Here is a 15,183-nt window from a genome sequence, read left to right as displayed (position 1 = left end):
TCTCACCAACAATTGCTTTGCTTATAATAGGTGTGCTTTTTACAGCCCTTATTGTTTTGATTTTTTACTTAAGAAAAATCAAATCAGAGGAGGTAATAGGCCATAACAAACTCCAAAAAGCTTACGAAAAACTTAACAGCAGCGAAAAGGTGATGTCGTTGATATATGAGAATGCCAACGATTTTATAGCCTTATATCAGCTTGTAGAGGGTAAATACATAATCCAGCAATTGCCAGAAAGCTACTTGCAATCCCTGGAGAAACACACCGGCTATACCAAAAAAGATATCATAGGGGAGCCAATTTCTTTTTTATATAATGATGTGCTAAATCTTACATCTGACGAAAAAGCCCTCAGGTATGAAAACCTGAAGTATGTCGTAGAAAACTGCAAGACCTATAAATATGAGGAAGACTATAAACGCCCTAACGGTACACGCGGCCTGGCTAAGTCTATGCTCATCCCTATGGCTGATCAAGGTAAGTGCAGGCATGTATTGTATGTTTCTCGTGATATAACAGCAGAGCGGGACGCAGAATTGAGACTGGAGAGGGCGGTCAAGATGTTTCAAAGTCTTGTTGAGAATAACCCGGCAGCAATTTTACTATTCAATAGTAATGGTAAAATAGAGATGGTCAATAGCAAGTTCAATGAATATTTTGGTTACCATGGAGAAGAAATTATTGGGCAGGATGCTACGATCATTGTACCCAAAGAACATTACCCTACCTTATTTGAAGTAAGAAAAGAGCTCAATACACGACCAAGAGTTTATTATTTTGGTAGAGACAGGAAGCTTACCGCCCTTCGCAAAGATGGCTCAACTTTCAGTTGTGAGCTTATGCTGGCGCCTACTTACGTGGAAGACACTTTATATGTAATTGCCACGATGCTTGACGTAACCTTTTACCGAGAAGCCCAAGCTAAAATGCAGGAAAGCAAAGAGCAGCTGGAATCGCTGATTGACAATATGCCTGGTATGGTGTACAGGGTAAGTAGCGAGCCACCTTTTGGAGTGCACTTTGTGAGCGAGAAAAGTAATGAGGTGCTTGGGCACTCGCCTAAAGTAATCGATGAGAAAAATCTTGTACCTATAGATGTAATAGATGATGAGTTTCATCAGGAGATGTGGGTAAAGTCTCGTGCCGCTCTTGAAACAGGAGAGGGGCAGGAGTTAATTGTTAGAACGAAAGGAAAAGACAAGCGCTGGCTGATAGATCGATTTAAGCCTGTGACCTTAAGTACAGGAGAGGTAGTGTTTGATGGTATCTTGATAGATATCACAGATAGAGAAGAAAACAGAGAGCGATTAAAAACGGCAATCGATGGCGCCAGGCAAGGTATGTGGGATTGGCAGATTCCTACGCATGAAGTGGTTGTAAACGCTTATCAGGCAAGTATGATTGGCTTTGGTTTGCAGGAGGTAGGTACCTCTTTTGACTGGTGGGCCGCCAGAGTACACCCCGATGACAGAGAACGCATCTATGAGCTTATGATTGCTCACATCAAAGGAGAAACGGAATTCTTCGAGGTTGAATATAGATTAAAAACAAAGCTCAACACATTTAAGTGGATAATGGTGCGTGGGCAGGTAATCGATAGAGATAAAGAGGGTAAAGCACTGAGAGCCATGGGTGTGCATCTGGACATTAATGAGAGAAAGAAAATGGAAATTGCTCTGGTAAAGAGTAGAGCGAGGCTACAGGCGCTAATTTCTAATCTACCAGGTATGGTGTACAGAAGTTTTTATGAAGATGGTTTCGCCATGTCATTTGTGAGTGAAGGTGCCAAGCAACTCACAGGTTATCTTCCCAGAGAATTTACAAGCGGCAAGCTGAGTTTATTTAAACTGATTAAGCCTTCATATCATGATTATGTAAAAGAGGAGGTAAGTAAGGCACTTGCAGAAAACAGGCCTTACAACTTAATCTACGAGATAGAGACTCCCTCTGGTGTTAAATGGCTGTTTGATAAAGGGCAGGAATTGGAGAAAGGTCAACTTGAAGGGATTATTACTGATATCACTGAGCGGGTGGAGGCCGAAGAACGAATTATACAAACCATCATTGAAACAGAGGACAGGGAACGCAAGCGTATAGCTAGCGAATTGCATGATAACCTTGGCCAAAAGCTCACAACGGCTTCATTAAATTTCAATGCGCTTAAATCACAGCTCAATGATGAGGAGCTTTTAGATCGGGTAAGCAAAGGGTTGACTCACCTTACTAATGCGATAAAAGACGCCAGAGATATTTCTCACAACCTAATGCCTAGAAGTATTGAAGACTTTGGTTTTGCCTTGTCAGTAGAAAGCTTGATTACAGAGTTAAATCGTATATCAGAAACCAAATTTGAGTTCTACCATAATCTCAATGAGAAAAACCTTAAGGACAGTGTTGGGTTACATTTATATCGTATTACGCAAGAAGCGATAAATAATACGCTAAAATATGCCAATGCAAAGACAGTGACCCTGCAGGTAATGGCTTATGATGATGTGATCATATGGTCTATAGAAGACGATGGCAAAGGTTTTAACAAAGAGGAAGTCATGCAAAACCACCATTTTGGGTTAGACAGCATGAAACATCGTGTGCAAATACTGTCAGGAAATATTGAAATTAATAGTCAGGAAGGTAGAGGTACCAACCTTACCATAGAGATACCAGCAAAAAAACATTACTTTAATGAGCAAGATTAAACTACTTATCGTTGACGATCACCAAATAGTACGTGATGGAGTTAAGCTTTACCTCGAGAAGAATGCAGATTTTGACATTGTTGACGAGGCAGTCAACGGAGATGATGCCCTCAAAAAACTTAAGGATGTAACTGTAGATCTGGTCATGATTGACATAAATATGGCTGAGATGAATGGTATTGAGGCTACAAAGAATATTACTGACACATATAAGGACGTGAAAGTGCTTGCACTCACCATGCATAACGACTACCAGCACATTAAGGCCATGATGGATGCAGGAGCAAGTGGCTACATTCTCAAAAGCTGTGACGAAAAAGAGATGCTTACTGCAATAAATGCAGTAATGAATGATGAAATTTTTTACAGTAAGGAAGTGGCCCAAACTGTAATGAATAACCTGGCCAGGAAGAAACCAAAGGCAACAGAACAATTGGCCACACCACTCACACCGCGAGAGCTGGAGGTTTACGAGCTTATTTTAGAGGAGATGTCTAATCAGGAGATAGCCGATAAACTTTTTATAAGTGTAAGAACTGTAGAGGTGCATAAGCGCAATCTCATGGAAAAGACAGGAGCCAAAAATTCTACAGGGCTCGTTTTATACGCAGTCAAAAATCAACTTTTCGATAACATTTAAGGGAAACACGTAGATCGAATTACGTATTTGTGCTTAAATCAGGTAGCTGGCAACTATTTACATTTGCAGTTGTGAAAAAAACTAACTGTATGAAGAAGCTGCTATTGATAAGCAAAAATCCCGTTTTGGTAGAACTTATGCCCGATCATGAGTATGAAGTGTCGTGGTGTAATGACTGTCAGAATGTGAATAAAGAAGAGGTGGTGGCAGATGTGATCGTGTATGACAGCTTCTCATACGGTTTAACTACATTAAAAAACGATTTCTTTACAGATAAAGCGTTGGTAATTCTCGATGGATACAAGGAGAGTGCATTTGTAAGTTCGATTACAAATTGTAGCAAACGTGCTTATTTATTAGTTGAAGATTTTATTGAAGAACTGCCCCATGCTCTAAGTGCTGTGTTGAGTGGAGAGACCTTTGTTACCGAAAAATTGTCGTGTCCGTTGCCCTAAGGGAAAACACGTATTTTAATAAATAAGCAAAGTCCCTTAGAAAATAAATTTTCCAACCCACCATCTTTACGATATGAGAAAAATTTTAGCAATCGAGAAGTTTCAGGATGTGATTTTAAAGCACGTATTTGTCTTAACTTTAGTGCTACTTAAAGTACTATGTGAGTATTTTCTTGCTAGTTAAATCTTTCCGAAACGATACAGGTAGTACTCTATAATACTACTGAAGAAAGCAAATTCGTTATCGTCTAAAACAGTTTTTATATGAAGGTATTTATGATCAGCTATTATCACCAAAGCGTTGTTGTGATAAACAATCTCTTCGATGAGATTTATTTTAATTTTTTCCTTCAAAGAAAGCATACCCTGGCCGTAGCTAATGTAGTTACCCCCAATCTTTATAGCCGACCTGGTCAGTAACACGGTCAATCCATAGGCCACAAGCAAACAAGTACTGGCAAATAAGCCTAAATAAAATAACTGAAAATCTTTGGTGAACATAAGTGCGCCAACAATCACTATGGCTATTACTGATAGTCCTATGGTTACTTTCTTATAAATGTCGAAATGTGCGGGTATGGTTATTACCGCATAATCATCTTTTTGATTTACCTCTATAGATTTCAGGTCTTTTGTTTGTCGTGGTTTCTTAGGGGTTGTCTTTTTCTTTTTCCACTGCTCGATAAGCGGAGTGTTAAGCTCCGAAAACCTACGGGTGGTAGCCTTGGCAAACATTTTATTCGTTAAGCTGAGCCTCAGCATATCAGCGGTTTCTTCACCTAATCGCCTTACTTCTAGCGGGGTGTCTGTGCAAATGAGGTGCTCATCTTCACCCAACAGGTACATTTGATAGTCGATATAAGGACCTCTTTTTGAGTCGACACTTGTTGAGCGTAGTTCTATTTTTTTTATTAGCTTCTTATCTATTTTTCTGTATTTGTAAGGTAAAAATAGTCCTTTGATTAAGGTGATTTTGTTTGAGTCCTTGTCGTATTTAAGTTTATGATAAGAAGCTAATGTAGAGATGTAGAAGAGTAGTAATACCAACCCTAATACCAACAGAAAAACCTGATCGGTTTTTAACCACTCCCAGATTAACACCGAGGAGCCGATTAGCAGTAGAATACCTAGCAGCCGGGATGCCGTTGAAGAAGGCCTCTTTAAGTCAATCTGCTGCATTTTTATTTATAAGAAGCTTAGTTTAAGGTTATTACTTAAAGCTATTGAAAAAATGAATCTAACCAATTTTATAATGTGAGCCAAAGCAACGACCTAAGTGATGATGATTTTATCAATACGCTTTCTCAAATTTCTCTTTGATTTCAGTCAAACATAGATTACCGATGCTGCCTTCATGCGTATGCTTCACTTTTTTTTCAGGCTTATATTCTCCTTGCAAAACTTCTTTGCCGACTTTTTTATAGGCTTCTCTAAATGTCAATCCATCCATAACATACTGATTCACAGTTTCTACAGTAAATAAGTGATCGTATATTGGCTGATTGATTATGTCTTGATTTACAATGATGTTTTCTAACATAAATGTGCTGACCTCCAGGCACTCCTTAATTGAATCTATATTGTTGATAAGCAACTCTTTTAATACCTGTAAATCTCTATGATAACCACTCGTGAGATTGCTTGTGATTGACATCAGCTGCCCTGGCAGGTTCTGAATGACGTTACATTTCGCTCTTACCAATTCAAAAACATCCGGATTTTGCTTGTGAGGCATTATGCTTGATCCGGTTGTTAGCTCTTTGGGAAAAGCAATGAAATTAAAGTTCTGAGACATGTACAAACACACATCAGAGGCCAGTTTAGATAATGTGGAAGAGGTAGAGGCCAAACCATAAGCTACTGATGTCTCTAACCTCCCTCTGCTCATTTGTGCTGCTACAACGTTATATTTCAATGAATCAAAACCCAATAAATCGGTTGTCATTTGTCTGTCGATAGGGAAGGAGGTACCATAGCCGGCAGCAGAACCAAGAGGGTTTTGGTCAGCGATCTTGTAAGCTGCATTCAAGAGGGTGATGTCATCAACGAGGCATTCGGCATACGCACTAAACCACAAACCAAAAGATGAAGGCATGGCCACCTGCATATGTGTGTAGCCGGGAAGTAGCACATTTTTGTACTTGTCGCTCAAATTGATCAATGTATGGAATAGCTTATTTATCAGCCTTTTAATTTGGTCGATCTCATCTTTACAATACAAATGAAGATCGACTAGCACCTGGTCATTTCTAGACCTTGCCGTATGGATTTTTTTACCTGCTTCACCTATTTTTTCAGTGAGTTCGTGTTCGATTTTGCTGTGTATATCCTCAAACTGCTCTTCAATTTGAAAAGTGCCACTTGCTATGTCTCCTTCTATTTCATCCAATGCATGCAGGATTTGATTTAACTCCTGAGTGCTTAAAATGTCAATTTGAGCCAGCATTTTAGCATGAGCTATATTTCCTTGTACGTCATATTTAGCTAATTTTTGATCTAAAAGTCTGTCTTTTCCTACTGTAAAGCTCTCAACGATGTGAGCTGTTTTATATCCTTTGTCCCAGAGTTTCATGGCTATTTTATTATTGTGTTTAGTAAGCTGGTGTAAATTTCAATTCCTTTATAAATCGCTTTAATCTCAATAAACTCATCTGCTATATGTGAGTTGGTTGAGATACCCGGCCCTATTTTTATTGAGGGGCAAGTTAAAAGTGCCTGGTCAGATAGTGTAGGGGAGCCATAAAGCTCAAGGCCTAATTGTTTTCCTGCAAGCACTGCCGGGTGGTCCACAGCGATTGATGATGAGTTAAGTCTATAGGAGCGAGCTTTTAATTGACTATGCGTGTGTTGCTCTATGATTTTAAATACCTCCTCATTGTTATAGTATTCATTGGTACGTACATCAATTACAAATGCACATCGGTCTGGAATTACATTATGTTGCGATCCTGCCGTAACTTGAGTGACGCTCATTTTTACCGGGCCTAAAAAGGTGGAGGATTTTGCAAATTCATAATTACTGATCCACTCGATGTCTTTTAGGGCTTCATAAATAGCATTTGTTGTATTTCCGTGTGCGGCATGGCCTGCTTTGCCATGTGCACATCCATTGATCACCATAAGACCTTTTTCTGCAATGGCCATTTTCATTTGCGTAGGTTCTCCAACGATGGCAAAATCAATCGAGGGCAGCATTGGGTATAAATAGCTTATACCATTCGATCCTGATATTTCTTCTTCGGCCGTTGCCGAAAAAATGAGATTATATTTCAGGTGCTCTTGCTCGTAAAACTGCATGAAAGTAGCCAATAGTGATACCAAACACCCTCCCGCATCATTGCTTCCTAACCCATATAATCGGCCATCTTCTACCTTGGGCTCAAATGGGTCTCTTATGTAGCTACTATTTGGCTTCACCGTATCGTGATGAGAGTTAAGTAAAATACTTGGTTTCTCAGGGTCAAAATACTTATTTACAGCCCAAACGTTATTTAATGCTCTTTTAGCGTTGATTTGATTTGCCGATAAAAAGCTTTGAATGATGTCAGCAGTCTTATTTTCTTCTTTAGAAAATGAAGGGGTCTCAATCAATTTTTTGAGCAAACCAATACAGGAGTTTTCTATTACCTCAGCCATCATAATACAAGTTTGGTGTGATTGTTTGTATCCTCAGTCAGCATTTTATAACTGCCTATTTTTACAGATTTTACTCCATTTTTAAGTGCCTTAAAGCAGTTTTCCAGCTTGGGAAGCATGCCTTCATAGATCTGTTTATCCTTTAAAAGCGCTGTGTATTTTTTTTGAGAAATCTCCTGGATTACAGAATCAGGTTGCTTTATATCTGAGAGCACTCCTTGTTTCTCGAAACAGTAAACAAGCTCAGTTTCAAAAAACATGTTCATAGTGCTCGCGATCGCTGCAGCCATGGTATCGGCATTGGTATTCAGCAATTGACCATTCCCGTCATGTGTAATAGCACAAAATACCGGTGTAAGGTTGGCCTTTATCAATTGGTTGATTAACTGGCCATTTACTTTTGTGATATCACCGACAAGACCATAATCCACCGGGCTTTGCACTCTTTTTGCAGTTCTTACACTATCTCCGTCTGCACCTGATATACCAATTGCGTTACAACCGATCTTTTGCAGTTTGCTCACAAGTGATTTGTTGAGTTTGCCTGCATAAGCCATAACTACCACCTCAAGATCGGCTGATTGGGTTATTCTTCTGCCGTTTACGAAGTTTGGTGTAAGGCCAAGTTGTTTACTGAGGTTGCTCGCCACCTTACCACCTCCATGCACAAGTATTTTTGGGTTTTTGAGCGCACTAAAATCTTCTAAAAATCTGTGAAGCATTTGTGCATCGTCAATTACCTCTCCTCCAATTTTTATCACTTGTAACTTCATAATTGTAAGAGGTTTAATAGCACAGCTTGTGCAGCGTATGTTCTGTTATTGGCTTGCTCGTAAACGAGTGAGTTTTGTCCATCTATCACTTCATCAGAAACCACTACATTTCTTCTTACAGGTAAGCAATGCATAAATTTGGCATTGTTAGTAAGGCTCATTTTCTCTGGTGTGATTTGCCAATCAGTCATTTCACCACCTATTGTGCCATAATCCTGATACGAAGACCAGTTTTTAGCATAGACAAAATCGGCCTGTGCAAGCGCCATATCTTGATTGTGTTCGACTTTTACATCTTTGCTGAATTGAGGTGCCAAATCAAAACCTATCGGATTGGTAATGGTCAAATCAACCTCGGCAAGCTTCATCCACTCAACAAAAGAGTTAGCCACGGCTTGTGGGAGTGGTTTCACATGTGGCGCCCAGGTAAGTACAACCTTAGGCTTATGAGCCACCTTATGTTCTTCAATGGTCAACCAATCGGCCAACGACTGTAGTGGATGCAGCGTGGCACTCTCAAGTGAAATAATGGGTACATGGGTATACTTTAAAAATTGCTTGAGTACCAACTCCTCATAATCAGCCTTTCTATCATTGAGTGAAGCAAAAGTTCTGACACCGATTATGTCACAGTATTGTGAGAGCACGGCAACAGCATCTTTGATGTGCTCCTGTTTACTGCCATTCATCACGACCCCTTCATCCATCTCAAGTTGCCAGCCATCCTGACCAACATTCATTACAATCACATCCATGCCTAGATTATTGGCAGCTTTTTGTGTGCTAAGTCTGGTTCTCAGGCTAGGGTTAAAAAATAGCAGGCCTAATGTTTTATTTTGGCCAAACTCCCTGTAATCAAACGGCTTAAGTTTTATCTGTTTAGCCAGTTCAAGCAGTTGAACAGGAGATGATATATCATTTATACTTGTAAAATTCATTGTTCTTAGTTTTTAGAAATAGCTCGCCTTTAATTGCAGGCCGCTGGTTTCGTCCAGATTAAATAGTATGTTCATATTTTGGATGGCCTGCCCGGCAGCACCCTTTAGCAGATTGTCTATAACACTTGTTATCAACACCTTTCCATCGATTTTTTGAACTTGAAGCAAACAGTGATTGGTATTTACTACCTGCTTGAGATGAACTTGCTGAGTGGTTACAGAAGTATATGGGTCTGACTCATAATATGTGCTGTATAGATTAACTAAATCTTCCTCATCAATCGAAGAATTGAAATAAACACTCGCCAAAATCCCACGCGTAAAGTTTCCTCTGTGAGGTATAAAGTTGAGGCTACCTTCAAACTCTGGCTGCAAGCTTTTTAAACTCTCTGAAATTTCCTGTAAGTGTTGATGTTGAAAGGGTTTGTAAATAGAAATATTGTTGTTTCTCCAACTGAAATGCCCTGTCTCACTTAAACTTCCTCCGGCTCCGGTTGATCCAGTAATGCCATGAATATGTACTTCTTGTGGCAGAAGATGCGCATTCGCAGCCGGTAGTAATGCCAGTTGTATGGCAGTGGCAAAACAACCCGGATTTGCTATGTATTTTTTGTTTTTGATTGTCTCTTTCTTAAGCGGTAGCAAACCATAGTAAAACTGTTTGTTTCCTAAATCTCTGGAAGCGTTATGTCTGAAATCACTGCTTAAATCAATAATCCTTGTTGAAGAACTAAATTCATTTTCCTCTAGAAATGATCTTGAGTGACCATGACCCATACATAGAAATACTACATCGACAGCGTAATTTATTGATTGGCTAAAAGCAATCTTTTTTATAGTAAAAAGGTCACCATGCACTTCCTCAATTGCAAGGTCAGCCTTTGAGTGACTGTAAATAAAGTCGATCTCGGCCTCAGGGTGATGCAGTAAACATCTGATCAATTCTCCGGCTACATAGCCACTACCTCCTATAATGCCAACTTTAATCATAGCTCACACTGTTTACTGCGTTATAAATTTGCGTGCTGTTATTAAAGATTTTCGTGAATCCTTTAACATCTTCTCCGCTCCATTGGTCATTGGCTTCTCCATAGATACCAAATGCCGATGTCATAAGGTCATGAGGTGAAGTAATGCCTTCAATCTCAAAACTGTAGGGAAAAAGCCTGATGTACACTTCACCAGAAACATTCTTCTGTGTGGCCTCTAAAAACGTTTCTATATTTCTCATCACTGGCTCAAAATATTGTGACTCGTGAATGAACATGCCATACCAACCAGCCAACTGTTCTTTCCAATGTAATTGCCATTTAGAAAGCGTATGCTTTTCTAAAACCTGATGAGCAGCTATAATCACTTTGGCAGCGGCTGCTTCAAACCCTACTCTGCCTTTTATACCAATTATAGTGTCTCCAACATGAATGTCTCTACCTATCGCGTACGCTGATGCAATTTTTTCAATCTGTTTGATCAGTTGGGTAGGGTTAGCCGTTTTTCCGTTTACTGCCGATAACTCACCATTTGTAAATGACAGCGTAATTTGTTGTGGCTCTTTTGCTGTAAGCTGACTGGGGTAAGCTTTTTCAGGAAGAGGAGTGTTTGAAGTGAGTGTCTCAGCTCCGCCAACACTTGTGCCCCAAAGGCCTTTATTGATCGAATACTGAGCCTCTTCCCACTTTATAGCAACACCATGAGCAGCCAAAAAATCGAGTTCCTGCTTTCTGCTTAACTGCTGGTCTCTTATAGGTGTGAGAATCTCTAGATTAGGTGCTACCAGTTGAAAAATACTGTCAAACCTCACTTGATCATTGCCAGCCCCCGTGCTACCATGTGCGATATAATCAGCATCAATAGACAACGCATATTTGGCCAATGCTTTAGCCTGATGCACTCTCTCTGCACTCACTGAAAGGGGATAGGTGCCGTTTTTTAACACATTGCCGTAAATCAAAAATCTGAGTATGTCTTGATAAAAAGCATCAGTTTGCTCAAGCACAATGTGTGAGCTAGCCCCCAACTGGTAGGCTTTGTCTTCGATTTGTTTCAGGCTCAGTGTGTCAAATCCACCAGTGTTGACTATGGCTGTGTATACATCTAGTTGTAGTTCGTGTTTTAAATATTTAATGCAGTAGGAGGTATCCAGACCACCACTGTAAGCGAGTAGTACTTTCTTATTTGACATCTGAAGTGATTTTTGTGAGGTTGAGCAATTGCTTTGATTTTACTTTGAGTCTTTCCTTGAAAAACTCTTTAAACTTTGTCCAGGCAAGCTTTTTTGGTAACTGCCTGTTGGTTTCTTTGCTTAGATCGCAGATCATACCTGTGCAAAGACACATACTTTTGCTTGTTCTCATAAGTATGTCATAGTTGTTGCAACTCTGGCAACCCTTCCAGAAAGTTTCGTCTGTAGTGAGTTCAGAAAAAGTGACGGGTCTGTAACCAAGGTCAGAATTGATCTTCATCACCGCCATACTGGTAGTGATACCAAAAAGCAGTGCGTTTGGAAACATCTTTTTAGAAAGGTCGAAGGTCGCTTTTTTGATGACTTTGGCCAGACCTTCATTTCTATAATCTGGGTGAACAATAAGGCCTGAATTAGCTACATACTTCTGATCTTGCCAGCTTTCGATATAGCAAAAACCAATAAGTTTATCTTTGTGTAGGGCAATAATCGCCTTACCTTGCTCGATTTTTTGTTTGATGTACTCAGGTTGTCTTTGAGCTATACCCGTACCCCTTATTTGTGCCGCATCTGCCATCATTTGACAGATAGATTCAGCATATTCCAGATGGCTATTATCAGCCACAGTAATTGTAAATTTCACGAGAAAATAGGATTTACTTTCTTTTCAGAAAGAGATGATAAATAGATAAAACTATGAGGATAGCAGAGCACGTAGCTCTGCAAAGAGTGTATTACGCCCTAAGGCGTAGGTTCCTATTGCGTGAAGTAGATAAAGACAAAACAATACCCTGAGCAAGAGAGACTTGCTTATTGATTAGGATATTTGTGAGTTGTTCTGCCATTGTTAGGGCAAAGGTATGTCAATTTATTTTTAATAAGCAAGTACGGGGATCTTGCAACGTGGGTAAAAACTGGTTTAGAAATAAAAAAAGATGCCTCAATGTCATTTGAGGCATCTTTTCTATGATTGAAGAAAATTTAAATTAATTTGCTTCGATCTTTTTATCGATAGGATTTCCATCGCTATCCACTTTTACAACCGGAGCGATATTGAGCTTCTCAACACCATCTAATTGTGTTTTTGCATCACCCACGATTATATAAGTCATCTCTTCAGGATTCATGTATTTGTTCATGATCGACTTCATGTCTTCTACAGAATAATCCTTCAAAGCTTTTTGATTTTGTCTTACGAAATCTTCAGGCAAATCATAAGTTGATATCTGTTGAAGTATATCAAGTTTATCATTGAGGGTTTCGTAATCTCTTGCTTCTTGTCTGATCAATGCAGTCTTGGCTTTTTCAAGTTCTGCTGCATCATAATTTGTCATATACTCTTCAAGCACACTTTTAAAAGTCTGTACAGACTCCGGTGTTACATTAGTCTTTACGCTTGAGTACATGGTGAAAGGCGACTCCTGAGTACTGCTGCTTAAGAATGAGTAAGCACCATAGGTATAGCCTTTCTCTTCTCTCAGCACCTGAAATAACTTAGCACCGGAATTGCCACCTAGCCCATAATTAGCCACAGTAAGAGGGAAATAATCCGGGTGATTTCTTGGTACTGCCATGCGCTCTATACGCACTACTGACTGCTTTGCATTGTCAAAATTGGCAAAATACATTTCAGTATTGGCTGGCGTGTTGTTTATTTCATATTCAGGGAAGTTTACTTCCTTAGCCGCCCATTTTTCTTCAAGGCCTTTAAGCGCATTTGTTACCTTATCTGAATCTACACTACCTGCTATGTGAAATGAGCTGATGCCAGGTGCATAGTAATTTGCATAATAAGCTTTAAGATCATCGATAGTGATTTTATCTACAGATTCTAATGTTCCGCTTATAGGCTGTGAGAATATATGTCCTTCACCATACATCATCTTATCAGAAACATTTGATGCGATGATGTTAGGGTTGGCATTTCTCTGCTTAATCGAGTTGATCTGATTTTTCTTAATTCTGTCAAACTCTTTTTCGTCCCAACGAGGCTCTAGAAGCATCTCTTCAACAAGTGCAACTGTCTCATCAAAGTACCTTGCCAGGCAATTGGCAGTGATTGTGATGTACTCACGAGACGTATACATGTTGATGCTTGCTCCAATTTGCCCAATCGCATCTTCCAATTCTTCAGGAGTCTTGTTTTTAGTACCTTCCCGCATGATGTCAGTCATCAGACTAGCTACACCTGGCAACTCAGGGCTATCTAATAACTGACCTCCCTTTATTCTTATACTAAAGTTTACCAAAGGCAACTCATCAGACTGTATGCCATACACTTTCATGCCATTAGAAAGCTTAGTTTCAAAGATCTTCGGAGCAGAAACAAGCGGTGTTTCTCCTAATTCAGGTTCAACCGATCTATCGATGTTGCTAGGTGTCTTTTCAATCTCAGCTACAGTTTCTTCAGTACTTTCAGCGGCTTCATTAGGCACAATTTCCTCCATTTTCACTTCTGCCTTCTCAGATCCTTCAACGATGAGATCTAATTGCTCTTTAGGTACAAAACTTGTCATTACGAAAGGCTTGTCTTTGATGTATTTCTTATACACCTCCATCACATCTTCTTTGGTAACAGCCAGAATATTTTCTATATCTGTTGAGATATAATCAGGAGAGCCGGCAAACTCATTGTAGCTACTCAACTGGAATGCTTTGCCTAAAACACTAGAAATACCATTGTAAAAACTGGTTTCTTGTCTTGCTTTTATGCGCTGTAGATCTTTATCAGAAAAACCATTTTGCTCAAACTGATTCAACGCAGTTTGTATAGCAGCATACACAGAGTCAAGATCTACACCATCTTTTGCTCTCACACCGATATTAAATTCACCAGCAAGCTCGCTAGAATTGTTGTAGGCAAAAACGCTTTGTGCATATTCAGTACCTTCTACCAATTCTTTATAAAGAGGGGCTCTTTTACCTTCAGTAAGAATTTCTGCCAATGCACTTAAAGCCCATGAATCAGGATGGTAAGATTCTACTGTAGGGTAAACCATACGTAGGTCAGGCACCTTAGCATAGTCATCTTCATGATAAAGCATTTTGCTCTCCTCTAAAGATACCGGCATAGCTTCCAAGGGCTCTTCTTCTCCTCTGGATGGTATTTCTCCAAAGTATTTTTCTACCCATGCTTTAGTTTTTTCTTTGTTGAAGTCACCAGCAATTACAAGAGTGGCATTATTTGGTCCATACCACTTGTCATAAAACTCCTTCACATCATCAAGCGTAGCTGCTTCAAGATCTTCAAGTTCTCCGATTACTTCCCAGTTATACGGGTGGCCTTCAGGGTAAAGCGCCTTTTTGATTACATAAGTTCTGTGCCCGTAAGGTACATTGTCAACTCGCTGGCGCTTTTCATTTTTTACTACAGGTTTTTCACCTTCCAAATCAGCTTTTGTAACTGCATTGATGAAAAAGCCCATACGGTCAGATTCCATCCATAGAATACGCTCAAGGGCATCTTTTGGTACTACTTCATAGTAAACCGTTCCGTCAGACCAGGTGCCACCATTAAATGTACCACCAAGGTCATTGATGTTCTTAAAGAAAGCGCCATCTTCCACGTTTTCTGACTTTTGGAAGAGCATGTGTTCAAAAAAGTGAGCAAAGCCAGTTCGACCTGGTTTCTCACGGTTGGAGCCTACATGTACCTGGATCGCTACAGCCACAATAGGATCTGAAGTGTCCTGGTGAAGGATTACATCAAGGCCATTGGGTAATGTGTACTTCTCATTTTCGATAGAAAGCTCAGTATTACCACTGTTTTCCTCTTTTTCGCCTCCGGTTTGACAAGCCTGGAATATAACCAGAGCAGCCAGGAAAAGGCATAAAGACAGTTTTTTCATTTGCATATG

General features: G+C 39.7%; 12 protein-coding genes. 3 read left to right on the top strand and 9 right to left on the bottom strand.

Annotation, left to right across the window (positions count from 1 at the left end; translation table 11 throughout):
* The 3 genes from E1176_RS15775 to E1176_RS15765 form a co-directional block, all read left to right on the top strand.
* A partial coding sequence (locus E1176_RS15775; protein ID WP_222933165.1) for a sensor histidine kinase occupies positions 1 to 2,702 on the top strand: 2,702 nt, incomplete at its 5' end.
* Complete coding sequence (locus E1176_RS15770; RefSeq protein ID WP_155211780.1) at positions 2,689 to 3,342, top strand: response regulator transcription factor; 654 nt, start codon at positions 2,689 to 2,691, stop codon at positions 3,340 to 3,342. The genes E1176_RS15775 and E1176_RS15770, both read left to right, overlap by 14 nt.
* A gap of 89 nt (positions 3,343 to 3,431) precedes the next feature.
* The gene (locus tag E1176_RS15765; protein ID WP_155211779.1) at positions 3,432 to 3,797 is read left to right on the top strand and encodes a hypothetical protein; all 366 of its coding nucleotides are present in this window, start codon (positions 3,432 to 3,434) and stop codon (positions 3,795 to 3,797) included.
* A gap of 180 nt (positions 3,798 to 3,977) precedes the next feature.
* Here the strand turns inward: E1176_RS15765 and E1176_RS15760 are convergent, their stop codons facing one another.
* From E1176_RS15760 to E1176_RS15720, 9 genes are all read right to left on the bottom strand, one after another.
* Positions 3,978 to 4,976, bottom strand: coding sequence for a hypothetical protein (locus tag E1176_RS15760; RefSeq protein WP_155211778.1), 999 nt, complete (start codon positions 4,974 to 4,976; stop codon positions 3,978 to 3,980).
* Between the two features lie 112 nt (positions 4,977 to 5,088).
* On the bottom strand, positions 5,089 to 6,369 hold the full coding sequence (gene argH / locus E1176_RS15755; protein ID WP_155211777.1) for an argininosuccinate lyase: 1,281 nt from the start codon (positions 6,367 to 6,369) through the stop codon (positions 5,089 to 5,091).
* A 2-nt stretch (positions 6,370 to 6,371) separates the two neighbouring features.
* Positions 6,372 to 7,436 carry a M20 family metallo-hydrolase gene (locus E1176_RS15750; protein WP_343030551.1) on the bottom strand — a complete coding sequence of 355 codons (1,065 nt, stop codon included), beginning with the start codon at positions 7,434 to 7,436 and terminating at the stop codon, positions 6,372 to 6,374.
* Positions 7,433 to 8,206, bottom strand: coding sequence for an acetylglutamate kinase (gene argB, locus E1176_RS15745; RefSeq protein WP_155211775.1), 774 nt, complete (start codon positions 8,204 to 8,206; stop codon positions 7,433 to 7,435). Before argB ends, E1176_RS15750 begins: the two co-directional genes overlap by 4 nt.
* Positions 8,203 to 9,144, bottom strand: coding sequence for an N-acetylornithine carbamoyltransferase (locus tag E1176_RS15740; RefSeq protein ID WP_155211773.1), 942 nt, complete (start codon positions 9,142 to 9,144; stop codon positions 8,203 to 8,205). Before E1176_RS15740 ends, argB begins: the two co-directional genes overlap by 4 nt.
* 12 nt (positions 9,145 to 9,156) lie before the next feature.
* Positions 9,157 to 10,134, bottom strand: a complete 978-nt coding sequence (argC, locus tag E1176_RS15735) for an N-acetyl-gamma-glutamyl-phosphate reductase (protein WP_155211771.1) — start codon at positions 10,132 to 10,134, stop codon at positions 9,157 to 9,159.
* Positions 10,127 to 11,326: an argininosuccinate synthase gene (locus tag E1176_RS15730; protein WP_155211769.1), complete on the bottom strand. Its 1,200-nt coding sequence runs from the start codon at positions 11,324 to 11,326 to the stop codon at positions 10,127 to 10,129. Before E1176_RS15730 ends, argC begins: the two co-directional genes overlap by 8 nt.
* Entirely contained in the window at positions 11,316 to 11,969 is a 654-nt protein-coding gene (locus tag E1176_RS15725) for a GNAT family N-acetyltransferase (protein ID WP_343030550.1), read from the bottom strand. The genes E1176_RS15730 and E1176_RS15725 overlap by 11 nt, the downstream gene beginning before the upstream one ends.
* Before the next feature lie 343 nt (positions 11,970 to 12,312).
* A partial coding sequence (locus E1176_RS15720; RefSeq protein ID WP_343030549.1) for a M16 family metallopeptidase occupies positions 12,313 to 15,183 on the bottom strand: 2,871 nt, incomplete at its 5' end.

The sequence above is a fragment of the Fulvivirga aurantia genome (assembly GCF_009711475.1).
In the GTDB taxonomy this organism is placed as follows: Bacteria; Bacteroidota; Bacteroidia; order Cytophagales; family Cyclobacteriaceae; genus Fulvivirga; species Fulvivirga aurantia.
This window is presented reverse-complemented; position numbering and strand designations above follow the sequence as displayed.

Bases quoted from the DNA above. Each gene is read 5' to 3' on its own strand.
- E1176_RS15770 (WP_155211780.1), top strand. From the start codon at position 2,689: ATGAGCAAGATTAAACTACTTATCGTTGACGATCACCAAATAGTACGT.
- E1176_RS15765 (WP_155211779.1), top strand. From the start codon at position 3,432: ATGAAGAAGCTGCTATTGATAAGCAAAAATCCCGTTTTGGTAGAACTT.
- E1176_RS15760 (WP_155211778.1), bottom strand. From the start codon at position 4,976: ATGCAGCAGATTGACTTAAAGAGGCCTTCTTCAACGGCATCCCGGCTG.
- argH (WP_155211777.1), bottom strand. From the start codon at position 6,369: ATGAAACTCTGGGACAAAGGATATAAAACAGCTCACATCGTTGAGAGC.
- E1176_RS15750 (WP_343030551.1), bottom strand. From the start codon at position 7,436: ATGATGGCTGAGGTAATAGAAAACTCCTGTATTGGTTTGCTCAAAAAA.
- argB (WP_155211775.1), bottom strand. From the start codon at position 8,206: ATGAAGTTACAAGTGATAAAAATTGGAGGAGAGGTAATTGACGATGCA.
- E1176_RS15740 (WP_155211773.1), bottom strand. From the start codon at position 9,144: ATGAATTTTACAAGTATAAATGATATATCATCTCCTGTTCAACTGCTT.
- argC (WP_155211771.1), bottom strand. From the start codon at position 10,134: ATGATTAAAGTTGGCATTATAGGAGGTAGTGGCTATGTAGCCGGAGAA.
- E1176_RS15730 (WP_155211769.1), bottom strand. From the start codon at position 11,326: ATGTCAAATAAGAAAGTACTACTCGCTTACAGTGGTGGTCTGGATACC.